Here is a 24,376-nt window from a genome sequence, read left to right as displayed (position 1 = left end):
CTGAATTGCTTCAGATGATCACATTCACCCGTGTCTGTCTGACGTCGTCGGTGGGGGCCGACCCAGATACGACCCTGTTGGAAAGGGCCGACCAAGCATGGCTACTACGCTCCCCCGTGCGCTTGCGCCAGTACCGCAACCGCAACCTAACACTCTTGAAATCAACCCGCTGCTGCAGGATCCCGCCGCGCTGCGCGGCGCCCGTGGCCGGCCGCAGCTGCGCCGCTACGAAGTCAGCGCGCTGGCGCCGAACGGCGACATCGTCGACACCCATCACATCGCCCCGGCGCTGCCGCTGTTCGAAAACGCCTTCTGCGCCTTCACCCGCCGTACCATGGTGGAAACCGACTGCGGCCCCGTCGCGGTCGAGGACCTGCTGCCCGGGGATCGCCTGATCACTGCCGACGGCAGCGCCGCGCCGCTGCTGTGGAAAGGCAGCACCACGATCCAGCCCAACCGACCGGACGCCAAGGGCCGCTATCACCGGCTGACCCGCGTGATGGCCGACAGCTTCGGCATGCAGATGCCGATGTCCGACGTGCTGCTGGGCCCCTCGGCCCGCATTCTCAAGACCCCGGGCCACCTGCGGGCGCTGGCCGGCAGCAACCCGTTGCTGACGCCGCTGACCGAATTCATCGATGGCATGAGCGTGATTGAAACCGCCCCGCCGACGCCGGCGCAAGTCTATCACCTGTGCCTGGCCGAGCATGCGGTGATCCGCATCGGCGGCATGGAGTTCGAAACCTATCATCCCGGCGCCAATGCGCTGCGAATGAGCAGCCCCGCCATGCGCGAGGTCTTCCTGGGACTGTTCCCCCATATCCGCGAGATGCGCGATTTCGGGCCACAGACCTACGCCCGCGCCGGCGACGGGGAGATCGACGCGATCAGCGCCTGATCGGCGCGCGCCGCCCGGTCGGCCCTTCCGGCCGGGATCATCTTCGAAGCAGATGCCCGCAGCCGCAGCGTCCCGATCAGGCGCTGCGGCTCAGTCTTTCTTCCAGCACGTCGAACGGCACACCAGCCTGATCCTTGGCGCAGCGGATCACCAGCGAGGTCTTGACGCTGGCGACATTCGGCGTGGTCAGCAGCTCCCCGGTCAGGAAGCTCTGGAAACTGCTCAGATCGGGGGCGACACATTTCAGGATGAAGTCCACCTCGCCGTTCAGCATGTGGCATTCCCGGACCAGCGGCCAGTTGCGGCAACGCTCCTCAAAGGCGCTCAGCTCGACCTCGGCCTGGCTGTCCAGCCCGACCATGGCAAAGACCTGAACCTCGAATCCCAGCTCGCGCGCGTTGACCTCGGCATGATAGCCGCGGATCAGCCCCGCCTCTTCCAGGGTACGCACCCGGCGCAGACAGGGCGGCGCGGAAATGCCCACCCGTTTGGCCAGTTCGACGTTGGTCATCCGGCCGTCTGCTTGTAGTTCCGACAGTATCTTGCGATCAATCGGGTCGAGTCGTGTCGTCGCCATGAAACGCTCCCGTAAAGTTGCGTTTCTTATAGCAGCGCGCCAAATATGCGCAATAATGTTTCGCCACAACGCAATATCCTGCCATTCTTGCCCCAAAAACCTGCCGTTTCGCTGTGCAGCCCCCCTGCAAAGACCGCCCCCGACGAAAGGATCCTGCGCGGATCTGGGGCCTTTAAGCCCCCTGCCCCTGCCGCTATATCCCCAAGAACCGCGGCGGCCCGTCTGCCGCCCTGCTGATTTGTGAGGACACCATGACCGAGACGCGCCACACCCGGGTTCTGATCATCGGCTCCGGCCCGGCCGGCTACACCGCCGGCGTCTATGCCAGCCGCGCCATGCTGCAGCCGATTCTGGTGCAGGGGCTGGAACCGGGCGGGCAGCTGACCACCACCACCGAGGTCGAGAACTTCCCCGGCTTCACCGAGGTGCAGGGCCCGGATCTGATGATCAAGATGCAGGAACACGCCCAGGCCATGGGCTGCGAGATCGTCGGCGACATCATCACAGATCTGGACCTGTCGAAACGCCCCTTCACCGCCAAGGGCGACAGCGGCACCACCTATACCGCCGACGCGGTGATCCTGGCCACCGGGGCGCGCGCCAAGTGGCTTGGCCTGCCCTCGGAAGAGGCGTTCAAGGGCTTTGGCGTCTCCGCCTGCGCCACCTGTGACGGGTTCTTCTACCGCGGTCAGGAGATCGTGGTGATCGGCGGCGGCAATACCGCCGTGGAAGAAGCGCTGTTCCTGACCAACTTCGCCTCCAAGGTGACGCTGATCCATCGCCGGGACGAGCTGCGGGCGGAAAAGATTCTGATCGACCGGCTGATGAAGAACGACAAGATCCACCCGCTCTGGCATCACCAGCTGGAAGAGGTGGTGGGCGAGAACGATCCCAAGGGCGTCACCGGCATCAAGGTCAAGAACGTCCAGACCGGCGAGATCAGCGAAATCCCCTGCAAGGGCGTTTTCGTCGCCATCGGTCATGCGCCGGCCAGCGAACTGGTGAAGGATCAGCTCGAGCTGCACAACGGCGGCTATGTCTCGGTCCAGCCCGGCTCCACCGCCACCTCGGTGCCCGGTGTCTTCGCCGCCGGCGATCTGACCGATCACAAATACCGCCAGGCGGTGACCAGCGCCGGCATGGGCTGCATGGCGGCGCTCGACGCCGAACACTGGCTGGCAGCCCAGGACGATTGAGCGGACGACTGCGGCACCAGGCCCCGCCGCCGGACGAAAAAACGCGCAGCCCCCGATCCCGGAGGCTGCGCGTTCTGCGTTTCAGCCCGCCCCGTTTCAGCGGGTGGGACGGATGACCCGGTTGACGTGACCCATCTTGCGGCCCGGCTTGACCTCGGCCTTGCCGTAAAGATGCAGCGCGGTATCCGGGGTTTTCGCCAGCTCCGGCACCCGCTCCATATCGTCGCCGATCAGGTTCTCCATCACCACGTCGGCGTGGCGCTGCCCGTCGCCCAGCGGCCAGCCGGTCACAGCGCGGATGTGCTGTTCGAACTGATCGACGGTGCAGCCGTTCTGGGTCCAGTGACCCGAATTGTGGACCCGAGGGGCGATCTCGTTCACCACCAGCCCGGCCGGCGTCACGAACAGTTCCACCCCCATCACGCCGACATAATCCAGCGCGTTGAGTATACGGGCCGCCAGCAGCACCGCGTCGTTGCGCTGCGCCGCGCTCAGACGGGCCGGAACCGTGGTCTGGCGCAGGATCCCCTCGCGGTGCAGGTTCTCGCCGGGATCGAAACAGGCGATCTCCCCCGACAGGCCGCGCGCGGCGATGACCGACACCTCATGGCTGAATTCGACGAAGCCTTCGAGGATCGCCGGCGCACCGGCCATATCCGCCAGCGCCGCCCCGGCCTGGTCGGCGGCCATGATCCGCGCCTGCCCCTTGCCGTCATAGCCGAAGCGGCGGGTCTTCAGGATCGCCGGCGCGCCGATCTCGGCCAGCGCCTCGGTCAGGTCCTCCATGTCGTCCACCGCCGCGAAGGGGGCGGTCGTCAGGCCCAGGTCGGTCAGAAAGGCCTTTTCCACCAGCCGGTCCTGGCTGACCTTCAGCGCCTTGCGATTGGGGCGGATCGGCCGCAGCGGCTCCAGCAGGTCGAGCGCCTCGGTCGGGATGTTCTCGAACTCATAGGTGATCACATCCACCGTCTCGGCGAAGGCACGCAGGGCGTCCGCATCGTCATAGGCGGCGGTGGTGACACGATCGGCCACCTGCGCCGCCGGCGGGTTGGCGCCGGGTTCATAGATATGGGTGGTAAAGCCCAGCCGGCTGGCCGCGACAGACAGCATCCGGCCCAGCTGACCGCCGCCGAGGATCCCGATCACCGCCCCGGGGGCGAGAACTGCGTCAGTCATCGACCGGCTCCTCCGGGATCGAGGCGGAGAGCGCGGCGCGCCAGGCGTCCAGCCGCTCGGCCAGCGCCGGGTCCTGCAGCGCCAGGATGCCCGCGGCCATCAGCCCGGCGTTGGCGCCGCCGGCGGCGCCGATCGCCATGGTGGCCACGGGAAAGCCCTTGGGCATCTGCACGATCGAATACAGCGAATCGACGCCGGAGAGTGTGCGGGTCTGGATCGGCACGCCGATCACCGGCACCCGGGTTTTCGACGCCATCATGCCCGGCAGATGCGCGGCGCCACCGGCGCCGGCGATGATCACCTGCAGGCCGCGGTCCACCGCAGTCTTGCCGTAATCCCACAGCCGGTCCGGCGTGCGGTGGGCCGAGACGATCCTGGCTTCATAGGGGATGTCCAGGGTATCGAGGATCTCCGCTGCCAGTTTCATGGTCGGCCAGTCGGACTGGCTCCCCATGATGATGCCGACGGGAGGATTGGCGGAATTGGCCATGTCTTGCGCCCCTTGCTGCGCCCGTGCTGGGAAAGAGCGCGCACTATAGCCAAATCAGCGCCCCAGGCAATCCACCAGCTCTGCCCCGTTGCGGCGGCGGCCATGCCGCAGGCGACAGGGTCAGACGATACCGGGTCAGGCGATGATATCGGGGGTCAGCCGGTCCTCGATCATCGCGATCAGGTCCTTCAGACGCAGCTTCTGCTTTTTCAGCCGCTGGATGGTCAGCTGATCGCCGGTGCCCCGCTCAACCAGTGCGGTGATCGCCTCGTCCAGGTCGCGGTGCTGCTGGCGGAACACCTCCAGTTCGACCCGCAGCACCTCATCGGTCTTCATCGAGATGTCGGTCGGAGCGTTCATGGCGATTCACCCAATCCTGGCTGCACAGCGGGCGTCCAGAATACGACCTCACATCGGTTTCGCCTAGCCCTTGTTAAACATGGTCATTCTTACCATATTCCTAGAACCTGCTGTCGCCGAACGGGGCGGTAGGCACCGTCGCTTTGGCAAAAGGACGAAAGACGTGTCGAAACTTACCCTCGGGTCCTACCCGCATCTTCTGGGGTTCGAGCAGCTCGAAAGGCTGCTGGAACGCTCAACCAAGTCGGGAAACGAAGGCTACCCGCCGTATAACATCGAACAAACTTCCGATTACTCCTATCGCATTACCTTGGCTGTCGCCGGATTTGCCGAGGATGATCTGTCCATAACGGTCGAGGATCGCCAGCTGGTGATCCGCGGGCGCCAGAGCGATGACAGCGAGGGGCGGGTCTTCCTGCACCGTGGCATCGCCAGCCGCCAATTCCAGCGTATGTTCGTTCTGGCCGACGGTGTCGAAGTCGGCGATGCGATCATGGAAAACGGTCTGCTGCATGTGGACCTGACCCGCTCTCAACCCGAAACCGTTGTGCAGACCATCAACATCAGAAAGGGGTAATGCATATGAACACGCCTTTTGATTTTCATCAGGATGGCCGCCGGATCGTCTATGTGAAGGCGGTGGATGTCGCCGATCTCCCGGCCGAGGTTCAGGCCGGCGCCAAGGGGCTTGACCACCTCTATGCGGTTCATGACGAGACCGGCCAGCAACTGGCGCTGGTCGCCGACCGTCGCCTGGCCTTCGTGCTGGCGCGGCAGAACGACCTAGAGCCGGTCACCGTGCATTGACCCGGTACGCCTTTGACTGGGTGGACGCCTTCACCGACCGCGCCTTTGGCGGTAACGGCTGTGTCGTCGTCCACGATGCCGATGACCTGAGCGTGGCGGACCGGCTGGCGCTGGTCCGCGAGACATCGCTGTCCGAATGCGCCTTTGTCGTCGCCTCCGATGTCGCCGATTTCGGGGCGCGTTATTATCTTGCCGACAAGGAAATCCTGATGGCGGGCCACCCCACCGTGGCCACCGTTGTGTCGCTGGTCGATCGCGGGCTGGTGACGCTGGAGACCGGGCAGGCCGAGTTCACGCTGGAGGTCGGCGCCGGCGTTCTGCCGATCACCGTGACACGACAGGACGGGGCGCTGAAGGTTGTCATGACCCAGCCGGCGCCGCAGTTCGGCCGCAGCTTCGATCCGGCGGAGATCGCGCCGATGGTCTCGCTGGCGCCCGGCGATATTCTGGGCACGCCGCAGGTGGTGTCCACCGGCTCGCCTTTCTGCATCGCCGTTCTGGAGAACAAGGACGCGCTGCGCCGCGCCCGGCTTGATACCGATCTGTTCCACGCGATGAACCCGCCGGGCACCCCCAGGGGCGAGGTGATCGAACCCTTCCTGGTCACCCTGGGCGGAGAAACCGAGGCGGGCGATACCTTCTCTCGGTTGCTGCTGCCGCCGCCGATGCCGGCCGAAGACCCCTTTACCGGATCTGCCACCGGCTGTATGGCCGGTTACCTGTGGCATCACGGGCTGATCGACGCGCCGCGCTTTCGGGCCGAACAGGGGCACTGGATGGGCCGTCCCGGTCTGGCGGAGGTCGAGGTTCTGGGCCCCCGCCCCGCCCCCACCGGCGTCAGGGTCGGCGGCCAGGGTTATGTGCTGATGCGCGGAGAACTGGAACTGCCGGCGGCCTGATCCCGCCGGGGCGCGCAAGACAGGACCGTCCGATGACCGAGCCCGCAATCGCCATCCTGCCGCATGGCCACCGGCTGGGGCCGGCGCTTTCGTCCCTGCCGGTGAGCGCGCTGATCTGGCCCGAAGGCTGTCCGGAGCGGTTGCAGGGCCGGACCGTCGGCGATCTGGCCGCCACCGACCACCTGATCGTCTACCCCCGTACCGACATCCATGTTCGCCTGCGCCGCGGCACCCGGGCACGGATTTCGCTGATCCTGGCGGAACCGGCGGTGATTCACGCCCGCCACCACCGGATGCTGCGCCTGAGCTGGCGGCGGTTCCATCGCATCCTGACCTTCAACGAAGATCTGCTGCGGCATTTGCCCAACGCGGTCCTGTTCCCGCTGGGCACCACCTGGGTGCCTGAGTGGCGCCAGCTGCCGCTGGACAAGACCGCGATGTGTTCGTTGATCGCCTCGGCCAAGCGCCACTCCGACGGCCACAAGCTGCGCCATGCCATGGTCGAATGGGCCCGCGACACCGGCCAGGAGATCGAGGTCATGGGCCGTGGCTACACCCCATTCGAGGCCAAGGCCGAGGGGCTGGCGCCCTTCCGCTACTCCATCGTCATCGAGAATACCCGCGAAACCAATTACTTCTCGGAGAAACTGCTGGATGCGGTGCTGTGCAATACGGTGCCGATCTATTGGGGCTGCCCCAATCTCGACCGGTTCATGGTCCCAGAGGGCATCATCCAGTGCCAGAGCGCGGCAGAGCTGCAGGCCGCCGTTGCCGCCATGTCGGTCGCGGATTTCGAGGCGCGCCTGCCGCAGCTGCGCCGTCTGCAGGGGGAGCTGGAGAAATACATCGACATCGACGCCCGCGCCGCCAAGATCATCCGCCAGAGCCTTTGAGCCAGGTTTCGCGGCAGATGTCCCGCCGCCTTGCTTTTGCGGGGGCAAGGCTGTAAGCCCCCCGCCACACCGGTCGCAGCCTACCCGGTTATCAAAACAAGGACTGAAACGATGAAAACTGCTGTTGTCTGCTCCGGCGGACTCGATTCCGTGTCGCTGGCCCATGTGCTGGCGGCGGAAAACGCCCTCACCCGGCTGATCTCCTTCGACTATGGCCAGAGGCACCGCAAGGAGCTGGACTTCGCCGCCGCCTGCGCGGCGCGTCTCGGGGTGCCGCACCATGTGATCGACCTGCGGTCTGTCGGGGCGGCGCTGACCGGATCGGCGCTGACCGACGATCTGGATGTGCCCGACGGGCATTACGCGGAAGAGACCATGCGGATTACCGTGGTCCCCAACCGCAACGCCATCATGCTGACCATCGCCTTCGGCATCGCCGCGGCGCAGGGCGACGATGCCGTGGCCACCGCCGTGCATGGCGGAGATCACTTCATCTACCCCGATTGCCGCCCGGCCTTTACCGAGGCCTTCGATGCGATGCAGCGCGCCGCGCTCGACGGTTATGCCGACGTCCGGCTCTCCACCCCCTTCGTGCATCGCAGCAAGGCCGATATCGTCACCGCCGGCGCCCAGGCCGGCACGCCGTTTGAGCAGACCTGGTCCTGCTACAAGGGCGGAGAAGAGCATTGCGGCCGCTGCGGCACCTGTGTCGAGCGGCGCGAGGCCTTCGCGCTGGCCGGTGTCGCCGACCCGACCACCTATGCCGACCCGGAGTTCTGGCGCGCGGCGATCGCGGCGCGGGAGGCTGTCTGATGTACCGGATCACCAAGGAGTTCCATTTCTCCGCCTCGCATCAGCTGTCCCATCTCCCCCCCGATCACCAATGTGCCAGGCTGCATGGGCACAATTACATCGTGGTGGTCGAGCTGGCGGCGGCTGATCTGAACGCGGACGGTTTCGTGCGCGATTATCACGAACTCGCGCCGCTCAAGACCTATATCGACGACGGTTTCGATCACCGGCACCTGAACGATGTGCTGGCCCAGGCTTCCACCGCAGAGAATCTGGCACGCCATTTCTTCGACTGGTGCCGCGCCCGCTGGCCCGAGGTAACGGCGGTGAAGGTCTCCGAGACGCCGAAGACCTGGGCCGAGTATCGGCCATGAGCCTGCGCATCTCGGAAATCTTCGGCCCCACCGTGCAGGGAGAGGGGGCGCTGATCGGTGCGCCCACGGTCTTTGTCCGCGCCGGCGGCTGCGACTACCGGTGCAGCTGGTGCGACAGCCTGCACGCGGTCGACAGCGCCCATCGGGCGGAATGGACACCGATGACACCGGCGGCGATCTGGGCCGAGGTCGCGCGGCTGTCGGACGGCCAACCGCTGACCGTATCGCTGTCGGGCGGCAATCCGGCGATCCAGGACTTCGGGCCGCTGATCGCGCTGGGGCACGCCGCAGGCTATGGCTTCGCCTGCGAAACCCAGGGCTCGGTGGCGCGCGACTGGTTCGCCGCGCTCGACACCCTGGTGCTGAGCCCGAAGCCGCCCTCTAGCGGCCAGACCGTCGACTGGGCGGCCTTCGATGCCTGCCTGACCGCCGCCGGAGCCGCCCCGCAGGTGGTGATGAAGATCGTGATCTTCGACGACACCGATTACGCCTGGGCCCGGGCGGCCGCCGATCGCTATCCCGATCTGCCGCTTTATCTGCAACCCGGCAACCCCGAGGTCGACCCCGAACGACCCGTCGATCTCACCGCCGCGCTGGCCCGGCTGGAGGCGCTGATCGCGCGCGTCACCGCCGACCGCTGGTTCCGCCCCCGCGTCCTGCCACAGCTGCATATGCTGATCTGGGGCAACAAGCGCGGCGTCTGACCGTTTCTGAGGAGCATGTCATGACCGACAAGACCATCTACAGCGATCTCAAGCAGCTGGGCGGCGCCACCGTCCTGCCCTCCAGCCCGGAAGAGGCAGAGCTGGAACGGGTCGCCAACCCGCAGGCCGATGTGGCCTACAACGTGCGCTTCACCGCGCCGGAGTTCACCTCGCTCTGCCCGATGACCGGACAGCCCGATTTCGCCCATCTGGTGATCGACTACGTGCCGGGCGACTGGCTGGTGGAGAGCAAATCGCTGAAGCTCTACCTCGGGTCCTTCCGCAACCACGGGGCGTTTCACGAGGATTGCACCGTCTCCATTGGCCGGCGTCTGGCGGCGTTTCTGGCACCGCAATGGCTGCGCATCGGCGGCTACTGGTATCCGCGCGGCGGTATCCCGATCGATGTGTTCTGGCAGACCGGTCCGCTGCCCGAAGGCGTCTGGATCCCCGATCAGGGGGTGCCGCCCTATCGCGGCCGCGGCTGAGCCAGACCGCCCCATATCCCCAAAGCAAAACGGCCCGGAGCAGTGCTCCGGGCCGTTTTCCATTCCTCAAGGCAGGTGCGATCAGCTCAGGCCGATCAGCCCCATGCCCTCCAGTTTCAGCAGCACCTGATGGGCGCAGTTATCAACCTCGGTGCCTTCGGTATCCAGGCGCAGCTCGGGGTTCTGGGGCTCTTCATAGGGGTCCGAAATCCCGGTGAACTCCTTGATCTTGCCTTCGCGAGCCAGTTTGTAGAGGCCCTTGCGGTCGCGCGCTTCGCATTCTTCCAGCGAGGTCGCCACATGCACCTCGACGAAGGCGCCATAGGCTTCGATCATCTCGCGAACGGCGCGACGGGTCGCGGTATAGGGCGCGATCGGCGCGCAGATGGCGATCCCACCGTTCTTGGTGATCTCGGACGCGACATAGCCGATCCGCTTGATGTTGATGTCGCGGTGCTCTTTCGAGAAGCCCAGTTCGGAGCTGAGGTGCTTGCGCACCACATCGCCGTCGAGCAGGGTCACCGGGCGACCGCCCATCTCCATCAGCTTGACCATCAGCGCGTTCGCAACCGTCGATTTACCCGAACCCGACAGGCCGGTGAAGAAGACGGTGAAGCCCTGCTGGGCGCGCGGCGGCTTGGTCTTGCGCAGCTCGGCCACGACCTCGGGGAAGGAGAACCACTCGGGGATCTCCAGGCCTTCGGCCAGACGGCGACGCAGTTCGGTGCCGGAGATGTTCAGGATGGTGACGTTGTCGCGATCCTCGATCTCGTCGTTCGGCTCGTACTGGGCGCGCTCCTGCACATAGACCATGTGCTTGAAGTCGACCATTTCGATGCCGATCTCGTCCTGATGCTGCCGGAACAGGTCCTGCGCATCATAGGGGCCGTAGAAATCTTCACCGGCGGAATTTTTGCCGGGGCCGGCGTGGTCGCGACCGACGATCATGTGGGTACAGCCGTGGTTCTTGCGGATCAGACCGTGCCAGACGGCCTCACGCGGGCCGGCCATGCGCATCGCCAGGTTCAGCAGCGACATGGTGGTGGTGGACTGCGGGTATTTGTCCAGAACCGCCTCGTAGCAGCGCACACGGGTGAAGTGATCGACGTCGCCCGGCTTGGTCATGCCGACAACCGGGTGGATCAGCAGGTTGGCCTGCGCCTCTTTCGCGGCGCGGAAGGTCAGTTCCTGGTGCGCGCGGTGCAGCGGGTTGCGGGTCTGGAAGGCGACGATGCGGCGCCAGCCCAGCTTACGGAAATAGGCGCGCAGTTCGTTCGGGGTGTCGCGGCGGGCCTTGAAGTCATAGTGGACGGGCTGCTGGATGCCGGTCACCGGGCCGCCGAGATAGATCTTGCCGGCGGTGTTGTGCAGGTAGTTGACGGCCGGGTGCGCCAGATCGTCGGCGCCGAAGACCATTTCGGCTTCGCGCGACTTGTTGGGTTCCCAACGGTCGGTGACGGTCATGGTCGCCAAGATCACGCCTTCCTGGTCACGCAGGGCGATGTCTTCGCCCAGCTCCAGGCCCGCGGCGAACTCTTCCGAGACGTCGAGGGTGATCGGCATCGGCCACAGCGAGCCATCGGCGGTGCGCATGTTCTCGACGACGCCGTTGTAATCCTCTTCCGTCAGGAAGCCCTTGAGCGGGAAGAACCCCCCGTTCATCAGCAGTTCCAGATCGCAGATCTGACGCGGGGTCAGATCGAGGCTTTTCAGGTTGGCAGCCTCAAACTTGAGTTTCTGCGCGGAATCAAAGGAAACATATAGCTCTGGGATCGGAGCCAGATTGCTCAACATCGTCATTTCAAATCTCTCGATTTCGGTTTGCGGCCTGCCCGTCACCCGGGTCGGGCGCGGCTTAGCCTTGCGGACCATAAAAAGTCCAGCCGCCCCGGAGCGTTTTTTCCGGTTTTGGGGCGTCTGGGCCGCAGTGTTCGCGGCTTTTCGCCGGTTAAGGCGTCAGAATGCCACCAATGCCGGCCTTGCGAGCCTCAGGCGGCATCCTTCGTCAGCAGCGCGTCGAGATCGCAACCGCTCTTCAGCGGCAGCGCCATCAGCGGCTCCGGTCGGCCCCGGAGGTCCAGCGACAGGAAGTCCAGCCCCGTCACCTCGACGCCCGCCGCCTCGAGCAGCGGCGCCGAGACCAGGAGTTCCACCCCGAGGTCCTTGGTCCGCCCTTCGAGCCGGCTGGCGGTATTCACCGAGTCGCCGATGATGGTGCGGGGCGCGTTGCCCGCCGCGCCGATCTCGCCCAGCACGAGGTTGCCGATATGCAGCCCCATGCCGATGTGAATCGGCGAGATCCCCTCGCGCGTCAGCTTGTCGTTGAAATCCGCCAGCGCCGCCGACAACGCCGCCGTCGCCTGCAGCCCGGCCCGGGCGGAACCGCGCTCTGTCCCGGTCTCGAACACCGCCAGCAGGCCGTCGCCCAGATATTTGTCGATGCTGCCCCCCGCCTCGAGGATGGGCGGCACGATGGCGTCGAAGAAGCGGTTCAGCAGGAAGACCACGTCATAGGGCAACTGCCCGGTAGTGCGGGCGGTGAACCCCCGCATGTCGAGAAACAGGATCGCCAGCCGCCGCTCCTCGCCCTGGCTGGCATGGGCGCGGCCACGCCGTCCGTCGGGCAGGAACACGCGAAACACGGTCAGGGGATGGTCAGGGCGGATCTGGCAGGCCAGCCGGGTATTCGGCGAAGCATGCACCGCGCGCAGGCTGCTCGCCTCGGCCGGGGACGGCGGCGGCAGAAACTCCCCGCCCTCCTCGATCACCACCCGGCAGGTGGTGCAGCGGCCGCGACCGCCGCAGAGCGCGGTATGCGGGACGCCATGAAACCGCGACATCTCCAGCAGCGTCATGCCGCGCGGCGAGGTGATCTCGGGCCCATCGACATAGGTCACCCGCACCGACCGGCGCCGGCGCAGCAGCCGGCGGCCGAAATGGATCAGCGCCGCAGCGGCAAGCAGCACGAGGAAGATCCGCACACCACCGGTCTCGATCCCGATCAGGGTGGTGAAGGCCTGCTGGTCCGGCCAGCGAAACCGCGCCATTTCCGTCGCCCGGGTGGTCACATCGGAGAAGACCAGCTCATGCATCCGCCGCCCCTCGGTCATGAACCCGGCCAGCGCATAGGCCGGAATCAGCGCCCCCAGCCCGAACCACAGCGGCGCCAGCCTGACCCACCAGTCCTTGGCCCGCAGCCAAAAATGCAAGCCGATACAGCCATGCACCCAGACCAGCAGCAGCAACAACGCCTGCAGCCAGCCGTCGGTGGAATTCCAGATCAGCGCGATCAGATAGTCCATCTCGTCCCGCACCCCGAACAGCTCATGCGCCAGTCGGGTGTGCACCAGATGCGGGATTAGCAGGACCGGGATGGCCAGGCCGAAGACGAACTGCAGCGCATTCCACCACGGCATCCGCAGGGTGCGCCGGCTGGCGAGGCTGTAGAGCGCCAGAGCGACATGAAGGACCAGCGCGGTATAAAGGAGAATCGTGCCCGGCAGGCTGCGGGTCACCACCTGGCGTAAGTCCTGGGCCACCTCCATCCAGCGGGGAGAGAACAAGCCCAACCCGATATTCAGGAAGTGAAACAGCGCGAAAACGAACAGCACCAGCCCGCTGCCGATGCGAGCCTTGGTGATCCAATTGCCACGCCAAAGCAGTGTCGCCACCCGTCGGTTCCCTTTCTGCCGCGCGAGCGCGCCCGATGCGCGCTCTGCGGCGTAAGACTGATTTCGAGGCCCCCCGGGGTCAAGGGCCGCGATGCACAACGATGGTGCGATCCGGACATCGGGCGCCCCTGTCCCGCCGTACCGCGCGGGCTCAGCCGGTCAGAAACCGCGCCGCCAGGTCGCCGGACATATGCGCCACGCGGCCGGCCGCGAACACCGCCACGATCCGCCCGGAGGACCGCTCCAGCACCAGAAGATCGGCGCGCTTGCCCGGCGCCAGCGTGCCGCGATCACTCAGCCCTAACACCCGCGCCGGCCCGGCCGAGACCAGATCCCAGGCCGCCTCGACCCCGAGAACCCCGGTCTGTGCGAGACTTAGCGCGGCGCGACGCGGCGAGGGGTAATGGTAATCCGAGGCCAGCGCATCGCACAGCCCGGACGCCACCAGATCGAGGGCAGAGACATTGCCGTTGTGCGATCCGCCCCGCATGACGTTGGGCGCCCCCATCACGATGGCGTCCCCCGCCGCGCGTGCCGCCTCTGCCGCCTCCCGCGTCTCGGGGAATTCGGCGATGCCGACGCCGCGCGCCCGCCAGGCCGCCCGGGTCTGCGGATCGCGGTCGTCGTGGCTGCCCATGCGAATGCCCACATCGCCGAGCCGCGCGGTCAGCGCCTCCAGCGCCGCCGGCACCTCTGGCCCCCGAGCCTCCAGCGCCAGCATCGTCTGGAAATACGCATCGGGGTTGCGCCCGGCCTTCAGCGCCTGGCCGGTCAGCCGAGGCGGCTTGCGTCCCGCCGCCAGCCGGTCATGGGCCAGATGGTCGTTGAAGACCACATAGGGCACCCCCCAGGCCGCCAGCCGGTCCGGCAGCGCGGCGTAATCGTCCAGCATATAGGTCTCGAACCGCAGCTGCGGGATCAGATCGGGGATCACCCGCGGCCGGACCGCGGCGATCGCGGTGAACACCTTCTCGGCGAACTCCGGTCCGCGCAATCCGCCCTCCCAGCTGTAGAACTGCGCCAGAACCGCGGTGGTGATGCCGTTCAACGCCAGCTCTCCCGCCGCAGCGACCAGCCCCTCCGCCACATCCGTCATCGCCCCGCGGCGCGGTGCCACGTGGCGTTCGAAACCGTCGCCATGCAGATCGACGATCCCCGGCAGGATCATGCAGCCGGAGAGATCGACGCGCCGGCCCGCAGGCTCCGACACGATCCACCCGTCGGCGAAGGAGAGCGGCGCATCCACCAGCCCCTGCCCCGGCAGGAGCACCTGCGCCCCGATCAGATCCAGCGCTGTCATCGCCGCCCCTCCCTTTCGAACAGAACCGCGCGCCAGGACAGATCGCGGTCGAAGGCCCCGGTGTCGAGAAACCGGATCACCTGGGCGATCACCCTGGGATCGTTCATCATATAGGTATGGGTCACCGGCAGCACGATATGGTCAGCCATGCCCGCGACCCGGGTTGCCGCCACCGCCACCTTGCCATCGTCCGGCCCCGCGATCAGCGCAGAGAACAGCGGGTTGGCGCTGTGCGACCCGGCGATCACGCCCAGCTCGAACCGCACCGGCGGCAGCGCCTTCGGCAGGCTCGCGGTGGCGCCGGCGCCGGTGCCCAGTTCCAGCCCCGCAGGTCCGTTCAGCCGGCGGAACAGCCGCCAGCCGGCCAGCGCGTCAACCAGCTCCGAGCCCTGGTTCGGCGGTCCCAGCATCACCACGCGGCCAATCGCCGTCTGCGGATGTCGCTGCATCCAGACCCGCAGCAGAATGCCGCCCATCGAATGGGTCACCATCTGCACCCGGGCCCCGTCGCAGGCCGAAAGCACCCTTGGTATGGTCTCGGCCGCCAGCGTCGCGATCGGCTTGCGGGTCGACAGGTAGCCGACCGTTTCCACCCGGGTGCCGCGCGCGCGCAGCACCGCCTTCATCACGGTGAAGGAGGCCTCGCTGCGGGCCAGCCCGTGCAGCAGCACCACACAGTCCGCCGCCCGAAGCCGGCCGGGCAGCGCCGGCACCAGTACCGTCGCCAGCAGGAGAGAGAGGAGAAGCCCGCGCATGCCCCGCCACATAGGCATTTTCCGCGGCCGGGAAAAGCCGGATCAGCGGTCTGCGCGGGGCTGGCGCCGGACCGGGCGCGGCATCCCCAAGGCGATGCCGCCGATCACTGCCACCGCGCCCAGGATCACCGGCCAGCCCGGCGCCTCGCCCAGCAGCGACGCCCCGGCCAGCAGTGCGATGACCGGTACCGACAGCTGCACCGTCGCCGCCGTCGGAGCCGCCAGCTGCGGCACCACCCGATACCACAGCGCATAGCCGAGCCCGGAGGTCAGCGCCCCCGAAACCACCGCCAGCCCGAGCCCGAGGGGCGCCGGTGCCGGCCCGCCCTCGAAGATCAACGGCAGCAGGCAGAGCGGCAGCGCCAGCAGGAAATTCGCCGCCGATCCGGCCAGCGCCGAGGTCTCGCCCCGCCCCGACAGGGTATAAAGCGCCCAGCCGAAGCCCGCCGCTGCCATGAAGCCGGCGCCGCGCACCGGCACCTCGGCCCCGGCCTCTGGCCAGAGGATCCAGGCCAGCCCGCCGAAGGCGACCACCGCCCCCAGCATCTGCCGCAGCCCGGCCGGGGCGCCGTCCAGCGCCGTCAGCGCGAAGATCGAGATCTGCACCACGCCGAAGAGGATCAGCGCGCCGACGCCGGCGTCGAGCGTCCGGTAGGCCAGCGAAAAGCCGATCATGTAGACCGAGAGCGACAGCGCCCCGAGCACGCGACGCCCCCGTCGGCCCCGCAACGGCAGCGGCAGGCGCCGGGCGCGGCTCAGCCCCAGCAGAACCACGGCACCGGCGGCCACCCGCACCGCGGCAAAGGCGGCGGGGGTGATACCGCCCTGCTCCACCCCCGCCCGGGTCAGCAGGGAATTGGCCGCGAAGGCCAGCATCACCAGCCCGACCAGAAGCGGCAGCCGCATCGCCACCGGCTCAGTACCGCGGCACGCCGGTCATATGCTCCGGCAGCAGCCGGATCGTCAGCGCACCGAGGCCGACCAGCACCAGCGCCAGAACGAACAGCCAGCCGAAGAACGGGATCAGCGCCACCAGACCGGCCACCAGCGCCCCGACCCCGGCGGCCAGCGCCCGGTCGCCGATCCCCTGCGGCAGCGGCCGACCCGCCGCCCCGAGCAGCGCCACGCCGAGCGCGTAGGCGCCGATCACGTAACCGAAGAGCCCGGCCAGCGCCGCCAGCAGGAAAAACGCAGGCGTCAGCAGGATCCCGATCCCGGTGAGCGCGACGACCAGCCCCGCCCCGGCCAGCGCCGACAGGGCGACGAAGCCCAGCCCGAGGCTGCGCCCCGGCCGGTCGAGGATGCGCCGCCGCATCGCCGCCAATGCCTCCGGCGCCAGCAGCGCGATGCCGGCCGCGATCGCCGCGATCAGCAACACCCCGGCGAGAAACCCGCTCAAGACCCCGCGCCAGGACATCATCGGGCGGCGATGATCGTCGCCCCAGGCGTCGGCCGGACGCCGCTCCACCCGATCGGACGGCGCGACGGTGGCCGGAATGGTCAGGCTGCCGGGCTGGTTTTCGTAAAGGATCAGGGTGCCTTCGACCCTGGCGCCGGTGCCGAAATCGACCTCGCGCGCGGTCAGGGCCAGATCGCCGGCGATGGCGCTGTCGATCTCGACCCGTTCGCCCGCCAGCATGGCATAGCCCGTCACATCCCCGGTCAACCGCAGGTCCGAGGCGGTGGCGCGCAGGTTGCCGCCCACCGGCGCGGTGATCCGCAGCTCCTGCCCCAGCAGCGTCGCATTGCCCGCGACCGGCCCCGACAGGGTCAGCCGCTGTCCCAGCGCATAGAGATTCTGCCCGATCGCCCCCGACAGCACCGCCCAGCGCCCGGCGACATGGGCAGTGCCGGTCACATCGGCATCAAGCGTCACCCGCTCCCCTGCCAGAAAGGCATCGGCGCGGCCCGCCTCGTCCAGGGTTACGGTCTGCCCGGCGCGAAACACGTCCTGCGCGATGGCGAAACTGCTGACCTCCTGCTCTGCCGCGGCGGCCGCCGTCAGGCCGACCATCGCGCACAGCGCGGCCATCACCCCCCTTACCAACCCCATGATATCCTCTCCCGATCTGCGGACGGTTCGGCGACATGCTACAGGCTCGGTGTGACAGTTCCTAGCGTTGACTGAGCCCCGCCTGCGGGGACACCGGCGGCACATGAAAAAAGGGGCCCCGAAGGGCCCCTTTCCAGCAAAAGCTGAGGGTCAGGCTTACATCATGCCGCCCATGCCGCCCATGCCGCCCATGTCGGGCATGCCACCGGCTGCCGCGCCTTCTTTGGCGGGCTTGTCGGCGACCATGGCTTCGGTGGTGATCAGCAGGCCAGCGATCGAGGCCGCATCTTCCAGAGCGGTCCGGGTCACCTTGGCCGGGTCGATCACGCCGAAGGAGAACATGTCGCCATATTCGTCGGTCTGCGCGTTGTAGCCGAACTTCAGGTCGTCGGATTCGCGGACTTTGCCAGCCACGACCGAACCGTCGACACCGGCGTTCTCGGCGATCTGACGCAGCGGAGCTTCCAGAGCCTTGCGGACGATGTTGATGCCGGCGTTCTGGTCGCTGTTGATGCCTGCGACACCTTCCAGAGCCTTGGCACCCTGCACCAGAGCAACGCCGCCGCCGACCACGATGCCTTCTTGCACGGCAGCGCGGGTTGCGTTCAGCGCGTCATCGACGCGGTCCTTACGCTCTTTCACTTCGACTTCGGTCATGCCGCCCACGCGGATGACGGCCACACCGCCGGCGAGTTTGGCAACACGCTCTTGCAGTTTTTCGCGGTCGTAATCGCTGGTGGTTTCTTCGATCTGGGTGCGGATCTGGGCCACGCGGGCTTCGATCTCGGCCTTGTCGCCGGCACCATCAACCACAGTGGTTTCGTCTTTGGTGATGGTGACTTTCTTGGCGGTGCCCAGCATGTCCATGGTCACGGACTCGAGCTTCATGCCCAGGTCTTCGCTGATCACCTGACCGCCGGTCAGGATGGCGATGTCCTGCAGCATGGCCTTGCGGCGATCGCCGAAGCCCGGTGCCTTGACGGCTGCGATTTTCAGGCCGCCGCGCAGTTTGTTGACCACCAGGGTTGCCAGGGCTTCGCCCTCGACGTCCTCGGCGATGATCAGCAGCGGTTTCTGCGACTGGATCACCGACTCGAGCAGCGGCACCATCGGCTGCAGCGACGAGAGTTTCTTCTCGTGCAGCAGGATCATGCAGTCTTCCAGCTCGGCGATCATCTTGTCGGGGTTGGTCACGAAGTAGGGCGACAGGTAGCCGCGATCGAACTGCATCCCTTCGACAACGTCGGTCTCGGTTTCCAGACCTTTGTTCTCTTCGACGGTGATGACGCCTTCGTTGCCGACTTTCTGCATCGCGTCAGCGATCTGACGGCCGATTTCGGCTTCGCCGTTGGCCGAGATGGTGCCGACCTGAGCAACTTCGTTGGTGTCGTTCACCGGACGGGCAGCGGATTTGATGGCTTCGACGACTTTGGCGGTTGCCAGGTCGATGCCGCGCTTCAGATCCATCGGGTTCATGCCAGCGGCAACGGCCTTCAGGCCTTCGCGCACGATGGCCTGAGCCAGAACGGTAGCGGTGGTGGTGCCGTCGCCGGCCTCGTCATTGGTGCGCGAGGCGACTTCTTTCACCATTTGCGCGCCCATGTTCTCGAACTTGTCTTCCAGTTCGATTTCCTTGGCAACCGACACACCGTCTTTGGTGATGCGGGGGGCGCCGAAGGATTTGTCCAGGACCACGTTGCGGCCTTTCGGGCCCAGGGTCACTTTCACCGCATCGGCCAGGATGTTCACACCCTTCAGCATCTTGTTGCGGGCTTCGGTGTTGAATTTGACGTCCTTAGCAGACATGTCTTTCTCCTTGAGAAACGTTGCGTGAAGTCAGCGATCAGAAGATCAGAGCAGCGCGGGCGCGCTTACTCGATGATCCCCATGATGTCGCTTTCCTTCATGATCAGCAGTTCCTGACCTTCGACGGTGACCTCGGTGCCCGACCACTTGCCGAACAGGACCTTGTCCCCGGCTTTGACGGCCATCGGGATCAGCTCGCCGCTGTCTTTGCGCGCGCCTTCACCGCAGGCGACAACTTCGCCTTCGCTGGGCTTTTCTTTCGCGCTATCGGGGATGATCAGCCCGCCTGCGGTTTTCTCTTCGCTTTCGACGCGCTTGACCAGCACCCGGTCATGAAGCGGTTTGAATGCCATCTTTGCAGCTCCTTGAGGCTCAAAGTTCGTGTTCAATTGCCCGCCCCGCGGTATCCCGGGAGGGGCTATTAGCACTCACTTGGAGAGAGTGCTAACGGCTAGCTAGATAGCGAACCGCATCGAGTCAACATCCGGGTTTCAATTTTTTTGCCGCGGCTGCGGTCTCAGCCCCCCGCAGGGCCCGCCTCTGCCGGCAGCGGCCATTGCGCCAGACCCTCGCGCCCGGCCGGTGTCAGCGCATAAACCCCGGTCGCCACCCGGTCGAACCAGCCATAGTGGTTGTCCCGCATCAGCCGGGTCGCCGCCTTGACCCCGGTTTCCTGCGCCACCTCGGCGCCGCGCGCGGTCTCCCGCCCGGCCAGATAGGCGGCGCAGCGCAGCGCATCCTGACGATAGCCGGTAACGATCCCCCCCCGGGTGGTGCCGCCGGTGTTGGGGTCGCCGGCGATCCGGTCGAACTCCCGCAGCAGGCGGGCCTGCCGCACCCTGGACTTGCGCGGGGCATAGGGTCCCGGATCGCAGAGCACCTCGGCCAGCGGATCGCCCTTGCCATCCCTCCGCAACACGATCAGCCCCAGCCCCAGCCGCCGGCATAGCGCCATGTTGTCCTTGAGCATCCGTCGCGCTGTACGGCCAGAAGGCTTCGGCACCGCGACATAGATCAGATCGCTGATCGCCTGCCGCGCCACCGCCTGATGATAAAGGCTGAGCGAGAAGCGCAGTTTCAGTTCCACGATCACCGGCGGCTCCTCCCCCCGGCGGGCAACGACATCGGCGGCCCCGACCTCGCCCTTGACCTCATAGCCCTGCCGTTCCAGCAGTGCCTTGATCGGTGGATACAACTGTTCTTCCCGGTCCATGCGGCGCAAGCTAGCCGCAGATGGCGACATATCCAAGCGGCAGACAACCGATCATCAGCGCGCCCAGCCGCCGCCGCGACGGTCCGCCCGGGGCCCCATTGCCTTCGCCAGTTCGCATCACTAGCGTCGCATCAGTTCTCCGGAGGTCCGATGCACGCCCTGATTGCAGCCCTGTTCGCCCTGCTTCTCCTGCCCGCCGCGCTGCTGGCCGCGCCCGTCTGCGGCGGCACCGATCTGGCCACCACGCTCAGCGACACCGAGCGGCAGGAGATTCGCGCCCTGACGGAGGCCACGCCCTACGCCCGTGGCAATCACTGGATCGCCGAGCGCAACGGCCAGACCCTGCATCTGATCGGCACCATGCATCTGAACGACCCCCGCATGATCGACGCCGCCCACCGGCTGGCGCCGGTGCTGGAGGCGGCCGATCTGCTGCTGCTGGAAGTGGCGCCAGACGAAATGGCGGATTTCACCAGTGCGGAGAACATGTCCGCCTTCCTGCTGTCGGAGGGGCCGACGCTGATCGACATCATGGGGGCGGAGAAATGGGCCGCCTTCTCCACATTGCTGCGCCATCATGGCATCCCGCCATGGATGGCGGCCAAGATGCGCCCCTGGATGCTGGACCAGATGCTGTCGATGCCGGCCTGCATCCGGCAGGACAAACAGGCCGCCGAGGGGCTGGACATGCGGCTGGAGGCCATCGCCGCAGACCGTGGCATCCCGCTTGCCTCGCTGGAAACGATGCAGGAGCTGACGGCGATCATGAACGCCAAGCCGCTGCCCCAGCAGGTCGAGGAGCTGCTGCTGTCGCAGCCACTCTACGAGGGGGCGGAGGATTACCTTGCCACCCTGCGCGAGGCCTATTTCGCCGAGGATTCGAGCTTCGCGATGGAACTCCTGCGCCGGGTCGCCCGGACCCGGTCCGGGCTGCCGCCCGAGGACTTCGACCGCAAGTGGGAAGAGTTTCAAGGTTCGCTTCTGGTCGGGCGTAACGCCCTCTGGCTGCCGCGAATTCTGGAACGGAACGAGCCGACCGTCGTGATCGCCGTCGGCGTCGCGCATCTAAGCGGCGAAACCGGCTTGCTGAGCGTGCTGGAACAGGCCGGATTCGCCCTTCGCCGCGCAATATTCTGACCCGAAGCCCCCGCCCGTCGGCGAAGCGCCGCGACCGCGCGCGCCATGGGTGACAAGAGAAAACGACATCCTTATAAGGCCCTCAAATTTCATGCTGCACAGGATAGCCCCATGACCATTCAAGTCTTTGGCCACAAATCCCCCGATACCGATTCCACCGGCTCGCCGATCATCTGGGCCTGGTACCTGACCGAGGTGAAAGGCGAAGCCGCCGCGCCGAAGCTGCTGGGCGAACCCAACACCGAGGCCGCCTTCGTGCTGACGCGCTGGAACCTCGACAAACCGGAAATCATCTCGGGCGTCGACGCCGATGCGCCGGTGGTCATCGTCGACACCAACAACCCGGCCGAGCTGCCGGCCGACATCAATGCCGCCGATATCCGCGCCATCATCGACCACCACAAACTGGTCGGCGGGATCGAGACCAAGGGCCCGATCGACATCACCGTACGGCCGCTGGCCTGCACCGCCACCATCATGATCGACCTGATGGGCGACGACGCCGCCAAGATGCCCGAGGCGATCAAGGGTGCTGCGCTGTCCTGCATCCTGTCCGACACGCTGGAATTCCGCAGCCCCACCACCACCGATCACGACAAGGCCGTGGCCGAGAAGCTGGCCGCCGATCTGGGGGTCGACATCTCCGCCTATGCGGCTGAGATGTTCGAAGCGAAATCCGATGTCTCCGCCTTCTCCGACGCCGAGCTGCTGCGGATGGATTCGAAGGAATACAACATCGACGGCACCGAATTCCGCGTCTCCGTTCTGGAAACCACCGCGCCGAAGATCGTGCTGGACCGCAAGGACAGCCTGATGAACTCGATGGTGGACGTTGCCAAGGAAGACGGCGCCGATCAGGTCCTGCTCTTCGTCATCGACATCCTGAACGAAGAAGCCACGCTGCTGGTGCCGAACGATCTGGTCAAGACCGTCGCCGAGAAGAGCTTCGGCGCCACCGTCGAAGGCGACACCGTGGTCCTGCCCGGCATCATGAGCCGCAAGAAGCAGATCATTCCGAACCTCAAGGTCTAAGGCCCGAGGTTACCGGCCCCGCGCCACAGTTAAGTCCCGGACCCCGCAGGTGGCACCTGCGGGGTCTTTTTTTTCAGAAGGAGCCCCTGCGATGAAACCCTTCCTGCGGCCCATCCTGGCGGCGCTGACCCTGGCGGCCTGCGACACCTGAGAGACCACTAATATCGACCGCGAACTGCGCAACCAGCCAGTCGATCAGATCGAGGCCAGCGCGGTCGTGCTGAGCGCCACCGCATATGACCCCGCGCGAGAAACCAAGCTGGGCGATCTCAAGGTCACCGTGAAAAAGACCACCGCGTTCCATCCGAACCCGACGGTCGAACAGGTCGAGGCCAAGCTGCGCAGCGACGCCGCCAAGATGGGCGCGAGCCGGGTCGTGGAAACCGAGATTTCCGCGGTCGAGATCTCGCCCTTCAGCTGGGGCACCCGCACCGGCACCGGCATCGCGGTCAAGCCGGCGAACTGACCCCGCCCGGCCCTTTCCGGGCCGCAACGGACATCGGCCACGGTAGGACGATACCTGCGCCCTACTCCACCGGGGTGCCGAAGATCACGATGGCCAGCCCCAGAAGCGCCAGCGCGACGAAGGCCGGCCCCCGCCAGGCCGTGCCGGGGCGGCCCCGTGCCGCCAGCGCGGCGATCACCGCCTGCAGCGCGTAATAGGCCGCGAAGGCGCGCGAGGCATAGGAGATGATCTGGAAGACATCGGCGCTCCAGGTCAGCAGGATGCCAATCGCCACCAGCAGCACGTAGGACTGGCGCGAACTGATCCGACCGCCGGTCAGCTCCGCCACCAGCCCGCCCGATCCGGCGGTATCGGCCACCGCGGCACTGAACTGCGCCGCCAGCGCCGCCGCCACCAGCAACACCGGCAAGATCGGCGCCACCAGCTGCATCAGATCGATGATCGCGGTTTCGGTCAGCGCCACCTCGCCGGCCGGAAAATCGAAGGCCAGCAGGCAGATATAGACCATGTAGATCAGCGTCGCCAAAGCTTGCGCCAGCCGCATCGCGCGGATCCGGGTCCGCGCATCATAGGTCTCGCCCAGATAGCGGGCGGTCTCGAAGCCCTGCACGGTGACGATCAGCCCGAAGGCCAGGGTTACCGCCGGCCAGCCGCTCAGCCCGGGATCGTTCAGCACCAGGTCGCCGGCCACCGCGTGCTGCGCCACATATTGCGCCAGCCCCACCAGCAGCCCGAGGATGATGGCGAGCTTGAGGCTGACCGCCACCTGCTCCATCCGCTCCAGCGCGCCGAAGCCGCGTGCCCAGCCGGCGATCAGCACCACCAGGAACACCGCCGTGGTCACCTCCCGCGCGTGGTCGGGGCCTTTCAGCGGCGTCAGGCTGACCGCAAAGGCGCCAAACAGGTTCAGGTAATAGCAGACCGAGATCACATAGGCGAAGGCCAGCGCCCAGGAGGCCAGGGTCTCCACCCGCTCCTCCGCCCGGCTGCGGCGCCCGCCGGCACGCTCGATCGCGGCGATGTTGAAACGCACCGCCGCGCCGAAGACCCAGGCGCCGAGACAGAGCGCCGCCATCGCGATCGGGGCATAAAGCCCGTAGCCATCGTCCAGGATCGGCCCCAGCACCAGAAAGCCGCTGCCGATGATCGAGGCCAGAGGCGTCACCGTGGCCCGCCACAGCGGTGCCTCGGACAGGCGCGGCCACATCAGAACGCCGAGCAGGGCGATGGTGGCCAGAAGGATCGCGAGATTTTGCATGGATCCGGTCTAACGCCCTCCGCCCCCACGG

General features: G+C 66.6%; 27 protein-coding genes. 13 read left to right on the top strand and 14 right to left on the bottom strand.

What is annotated here, in order from left to right:
- Positions 1-97: 97 nt before the first annotated feature.
- Positions 98-898 carry a Hint domain-containing protein gene (locus QO033_RS07245; protein WP_284480284.1) on the top strand — a complete coding sequence of 267 codons (801 nt, stop codon included), beginning with the start codon at positions 98-100 and terminating at the stop codon, positions 896-898.
- A 76-nt stretch (positions 899-974) separates the two neighbouring features.
- Here QO033_RS07245 and QO033_RS07240 read toward each other — a convergent pair whose 3' ends face one another.
- Complete coding sequence (locus QO033_RS07240; protein WP_284480283.1) at positions 975-1,475, bottom strand: Lrp/AsnC family transcriptional regulator; 501 nt, start codon at positions 1,473-1,475, stop codon at positions 975-977.
- Positions 1,476-1,726: 251 nt separating this feature from the next.
- On the opposite strand from QO033_RS07240, the gene trxB reads away from it, so the two are divergent.
- The gene (gene trxB, locus QO033_RS07235) at positions 1,727-2,671 is read left to right on the top strand and encodes a thioredoxin-disulfide reductase (RefSeq protein WP_284480282.1); all 945 of its coding nucleotides are present in this window, start codon (positions 1,727-1,729) and stop codon (positions 2,669-2,671) included.
- Positions 2,672-2,767: 96 nt separating this feature from the next.
- On the opposite strand, the gene QO033_RS07230 is transcribed toward trxB, so the two are convergent.
- From QO033_RS07230 to QO033_RS07220, 3 genes are all read right to left on the bottom strand, one after another.
- Positions 2,768-3,847 (bottom strand): 5-(carboxyamino)imidazole ribonucleotide synthase, encoded by a 1,080-nt coding sequence (locus QO033_RS07230; protein ID WP_284480281.1) that lies wholly within the window; start codon positions 3,845-3,847, stop codon positions 2,768-2,770.
- Positions 3,840-4,337: a 5-(carboxyamino)imidazole ribonucleotide mutase gene (gene purE, locus QO033_RS07225; RefSeq protein WP_284480280.1), complete on the bottom strand. Its 498-nt coding sequence runs from the start codon at positions 4,335-4,337 to the stop codon at positions 3,840-3,842. Before purE ends, QO033_RS07230 begins: the two co-directional genes overlap by 8 nt.
- A gap of 135 nt (positions 4,338-4,472) precedes the next feature.
- Positions 4,473-4,697 carry a YdcH family protein gene (locus tag QO033_RS07220; RefSeq protein ID WP_284480279.1) on the bottom strand — a complete coding sequence of 75 codons (225 nt, stop codon included), beginning with the start codon at positions 4,695-4,697 and terminating at the stop codon, positions 4,473-4,475.
- A gap of 163 nt (positions 4,698-4,860) precedes the next feature.
- Between QO033_RS07220 and QO033_RS07215 the strand changes: the two genes are divergently transcribed.
- The 8 genes from QO033_RS07215 to queF all read left to right on the top strand — a co-directional run bounded on the left by QO033_RS07215 (position 4,861) and on the right by queF (position 9,654).
- The gene (locus QO033_RS07215; RefSeq protein ID WP_284480278.1) at positions 4,861-5,274 is read left to right on the top strand and encodes an Hsp20 family protein; all 414 of its coding nucleotides are present in this window, start codon (positions 4,861-4,863) and stop codon (positions 5,272-5,274) included.
- 5 nt (positions 5,275-5,279) lie between these two features.
- On the top strand, positions 5,280-5,504 hold the full coding sequence (locus QO033_RS07210; protein WP_284480277.1) for a DUF1150 family protein: 225 nt from the start codon (positions 5,280-5,282) through the stop codon (positions 5,502-5,504).
- On the top strand, positions 5,501-6,403 hold the full coding sequence (locus tag QO033_RS07205; protein ID WP_284480276.1) for a PhzF family phenazine biosynthesis protein: 903 nt from the start codon (positions 5,501-5,503) through the stop codon (positions 6,401-6,403). Before QO033_RS07210 ends, QO033_RS07205 begins: the two co-directional genes overlap by 4 nt.
- 32 nt (positions 6,404-6,435) lie before the next feature.
- A complete protein-coding gene (locus QO033_RS07200) occupies positions 6,436-7,296 on the top strand; it encodes a glycosyltransferase family 10 fucosyltransferase (protein WP_284480275.1) in 861 nt (286 codons plus the stop codon).
- A 111-nt stretch (positions 7,297-7,407) separates the two neighbouring features.
- Positions 7,408-8,109, top strand: a complete 702-nt coding sequence (queC, locus tag QO033_RS07195; protein WP_284480274.1) for a 7-cyano-7-deazaguanine synthase QueC — start codon at positions 7,408-7,410, stop codon at positions 8,107-8,109.
- On the top strand, positions 8,109-8,462 hold the full coding sequence (gene queD / locus QO033_RS07190; protein WP_284480273.1) for a 6-carboxytetrahydropterin synthase QueD: 354 nt from the start codon (positions 8,109-8,111) through the stop codon (positions 8,460-8,462). The genes queC and queD overlap by 1 nt, the downstream gene beginning before the upstream one ends.
- The gene (queE, locus tag QO033_RS07185; protein ID WP_284480272.1) at positions 8,459-9,166 is read left to right on the top strand and encodes a 7-carboxy-7-deazaguanine synthase QueE; all 708 of its coding nucleotides are present in this window, start codon (positions 8,459-8,461) and stop codon (positions 9,164-9,166) included. Before queD ends, queE begins: the two co-directional genes overlap by 4 nt.
- A gap of 20 nt (positions 9,167-9,186) precedes the next feature.
- Positions 9,187-9,654, top strand: coding sequence for a preQ(1) synthase (queF, locus tag QO033_RS07180; RefSeq protein WP_284480271.1), 468 nt, complete (start codon positions 9,187-9,189; stop codon positions 9,652-9,654).
- Between the two features lie 81 nt (positions 9,655-9,735).
- Here queF and QO033_RS07175 read toward each other — a convergent pair whose 3' ends face one another.
- The 9 genes from QO033_RS07175 to QO033_RS07135 all read right to left on the bottom strand — a co-directional run bounded on the left by QO033_RS07175 (position 9,736) and on the right by QO033_RS07135 (position 20,452).
- Positions 9,736-11,454 carry a bifunctional sulfate adenylyltransferase/adenylylsulfate kinase gene (locus tag QO033_RS07175; RefSeq protein WP_284480270.1) on the bottom strand — a complete coding sequence of 573 codons (1,719 nt, stop codon included), beginning with the start codon at positions 11,452-11,454 and terminating at the stop codon, positions 9,736-9,738.
- Between the two features lie 188 nt (positions 11,455-11,642).
- Positions 11,643-13,325, bottom strand: coding sequence for an adenylate/guanylate cyclase domain-containing protein (locus QO033_RS07170; protein ID WP_284480269.1), 1,683 nt, complete (start codon positions 13,323-13,325; stop codon positions 11,643-11,645).
- Positions 13,326-13,476: 151 nt separating this feature from the next.
- Positions 13,477-14,625, bottom strand: coding sequence for an alpha-D-ribose 1-methylphosphonate 5-triphosphate diphosphatase (locus QO033_RS07165; protein WP_284480268.1), 1,149 nt, complete (start codon positions 14,623-14,625; stop codon positions 13,477-13,479).
- Positions 14,622-15,380: a lipase family protein gene (locus tag QO033_RS07160; RefSeq protein ID WP_284480267.1), complete on the bottom strand. Its 759-nt coding sequence runs from the start codon at positions 15,378-15,380 to the stop codon at positions 14,622-14,624. The genes QO033_RS07165 and QO033_RS07160 overlap by 4 nt, the downstream gene beginning before the upstream one ends.
- Before the next feature lie 42 nt (positions 15,381-15,422).
- A complete protein-coding gene (locus tag QO033_RS07155; RefSeq protein WP_284480266.1) occupies positions 15,423-16,286 on the bottom strand; it encodes a DMT family transporter in 864 nt (287 codons plus the stop codon).
- Positions 16,287-16,296: 10 nt separating this feature from the next.
- On the bottom strand, positions 16,297-17,433 hold the full coding sequence (locus QO033_RS07150; RefSeq protein ID WP_284480265.1) for an ABC transporter permease family protein: 1,137 nt from the start codon (positions 17,431-17,433) through the stop codon (positions 16,297-16,299).
- Between the two features lie 156 nt (positions 17,434-17,589).
- The gene (gene groL / locus QO033_RS07145; protein WP_284480264.1) at positions 17,590-19,239 is read right to left on the bottom strand and encodes a chaperonin GroEL; all 1,650 of its coding nucleotides are present in this window, start codon (positions 19,237-19,239) and stop codon (positions 17,590-17,592) included.
- A gap of 65 nt (positions 19,240-19,304) precedes the next feature.
- Positions 19,305-19,592, bottom strand: a complete 288-nt coding sequence (gene groES, locus QO033_RS07140) for a co-chaperone GroES (protein ID WP_284480263.1) — start codon at positions 19,590-19,592, stop codon at positions 19,305-19,307.
- Between the two features lie 164 nt (positions 19,593-19,756).
- Positions 19,757-20,452, bottom strand: a complete 696-nt coding sequence (locus tag QO033_RS07135; RefSeq protein WP_284480262.1) for a DUF2161 domain-containing phosphodiesterase — start codon at positions 20,450-20,452, stop codon at positions 19,757-19,759.
- Positions 20,453-20,602: 150 nt separating this feature from the next.
- Between QO033_RS07135 and QO033_RS07130 the strand changes: the two genes are divergently transcribed.
- From QO033_RS07130 to QO033_RS07120, 3 genes are all read left to right on the top strand, one after another.
- The gene (locus tag QO033_RS07130) at positions 20,603-21,589 is read left to right on the top strand and encodes a TraB/GumN family protein (RefSeq protein ID WP_284480261.1); all 987 of its coding nucleotides are present in this window, start codon (positions 20,603-20,605) and stop codon (positions 21,587-21,589) included.
- A 111-nt stretch (positions 21,590-21,700) separates the two neighbouring features.
- The gene (locus QO033_RS07125) at positions 21,701-22,621 is read left to right on the top strand and encodes a manganese-dependent inorganic pyrophosphatase (RefSeq protein ID WP_284480260.1); all 921 of its coding nucleotides are present in this window, start codon (positions 21,701-21,703) and stop codon (positions 22,619-22,621) included.
- 217 nt (positions 22,622-22,838) lie between these two features.
- Entirely contained in the window at positions 22,839-23,087 is a 249-nt protein-coding gene (locus tag QO033_RS07120; protein ID WP_284480259.1) for a hypothetical protein, read from the top strand.
- A 61-nt stretch (positions 23,088-23,148) separates the two neighbouring features.
- Here QO033_RS07120 and QO033_RS07115 read toward each other — a convergent pair whose 3' ends face one another.
- A complete protein-coding gene (locus tag QO033_RS07115; protein ID WP_284480258.1) occupies positions 23,149-24,345 on the bottom strand; it encodes an amino acid permease in 1,197 nt (398 codons plus the stop codon).
- Positions 24,346-24,376: the final 31 nt, after the last annotated feature.

This window comes from Pseudodonghicola flavimaris, assembly GCF_030164425.1.
GTDB classification, from domain to species: Bacteria; Pseudomonadota; Alphaproteobacteria; order Rhodobacterales; family Rhodobacteraceae; genus Pseudodonghicola; species Pseudodonghicola flavimaris.
This window is presented reverse-complemented; position numbering and strand designations above follow the sequence as displayed.

Excerpts from the sequence above, each read along its gene's own strand:
- QO033_RS07245 (WP_284480284.1), top strand. The coding sequence starts at position 98 with ATGGCTACTACGCTCCCCCGTGCGCTTGCGCCAGTACCGCAACCGCAA.
- QO033_RS07240 (WP_284480283.1), bottom strand. The coding sequence starts at position 1,475 with ATGGCGACGACACGACTCGACCCGATTGATCGCAAGATACTGTCGGAA.
- trxB (WP_284480282.1), top strand. The coding sequence starts at position 1,727 with ATGACCGAGACGCGCCACACCCGGGTTCTGATCATCGGCTCCGGCCCG.
- QO033_RS07230 (WP_284480281.1), bottom strand. The coding sequence starts at position 3,847 with ATGACTGACGCAGTTCTCGCCCCCGGGGCGGTGATCGGGATCCTCGGC.
- purE (WP_284480280.1), bottom strand. The coding sequence starts at position 4,337 with ATGGCCAATTCCGCCAATCCTCCCGTCGGCATCATCATGGGGAGCCAG.
- QO033_RS07220 (WP_284480279.1), bottom strand. The coding sequence starts at position 4,697 with ATGAACGCTCCGACCGACATCTCGATGAAGACCGATGAGGTGCTGCGG.
- QO033_RS07210 (WP_284480277.1), top strand. The coding sequence starts at position 5,280 with ATGAACACGCCTTTTGATTTTCATCAGGATGGCCGCCGGATCGTCTAT.
- QO033_RS07200 (WP_284480275.1), top strand. The coding sequence starts at position 6,436 with ATGACCGAGCCCGCAATCGCCATCCTGCCGCATGGCCACCGGCTGGGG.
- queC (WP_284480274.1), top strand. The coding sequence starts at position 7,408 with ATGAAAACTGCTGTTGTCTGCTCCGGCGGACTCGATTCCGTGTCGCTG.
- queD (WP_284480273.1), top strand. The coding sequence starts at position 8,109 with ATGTACCGGATCACCAAGGAGTTCCATTTCTCCGCCTCGCATCAGCTG.
- queE (WP_284480272.1), top strand. The coding sequence starts at position 8,459 with ATGAGCCTGCGCATCTCGGAAATCTTCGGCCCCACCGTGCAGGGAGAG.
- queF (WP_284480271.1), top strand. The coding sequence starts at position 9,187 with ATGACCGACAAGACCATCTACAGCGATCTCAAGCAGCTGGGCGGCGCC.
- QO033_RS07175 (WP_284480270.1), bottom strand. The coding sequence starts at position 11,454 with ATGACGATGTTGAGCAATCTGGCTCCGATCCCAGAGCTATATGTTTCC.
- QO033_RS07165 (WP_284480268.1), bottom strand. The coding sequence starts at position 14,625 with ATGACAGCGCTGGATCTGATCGGGGCGCAGGTGCTCCTGCCGGGGCAG.
- QO033_RS07160 (WP_284480267.1), bottom strand. The coding sequence starts at position 15,380 with ATGCGCGGGCTTCTCCTCTCTCTCCTGCTGGCGACGGTACTGGTGCCG.
- QO033_RS07155 (WP_284480266.1), bottom strand. The coding sequence starts at position 16,286 with ATGCGGCTGCCGCTTCTGGTCGGGCTGGTGATGCTGGCCTTCGCGGCC.
- QO033_RS07150 (WP_284480265.1), bottom strand. The coding sequence starts at position 17,433 with ATGGGGTTGGTAAGGGGGGTGATGGCCGCGCTGTGCGCGATGGTCGGC.
- groL (WP_284480264.1), bottom strand. The coding sequence starts at position 19,239 with ATGTCTGCTAAGGACGTCAAATTCAACACCGAAGCCCGCAACAAGATG.
- groES (WP_284480263.1), bottom strand. The coding sequence starts at position 19,592 with ATGGCATTCAAACCGCTTCATGACCGGGTGCTGGTCAAGCGCGTCGAA.
- QO033_RS07135 (WP_284480262.1), bottom strand. The coding sequence starts at position 20,452 with ATGGACCGGGAAGAACAGTTGTATCCACCGATCAAGGCACTGCTGGAA.
- QO033_RS07130 (WP_284480261.1), top strand. The coding sequence starts at position 20,603 with ATGCACGCCCTGATTGCAGCCCTGTTCGCCCTGCTTCTCCTGCCCGCC.
- QO033_RS07125 (WP_284480260.1), top strand. The coding sequence starts at position 21,701 with ATGACCATTCAAGTCTTTGGCCACAAATCCCCCGATACCGATTCCACC.
- QO033_RS07115 (WP_284480258.1), bottom strand. The coding sequence starts at position 24,345 with ATGCAAAATCTCGCGATCCTTCTGGCCACCATCGCCCTGCTCGGCGTT.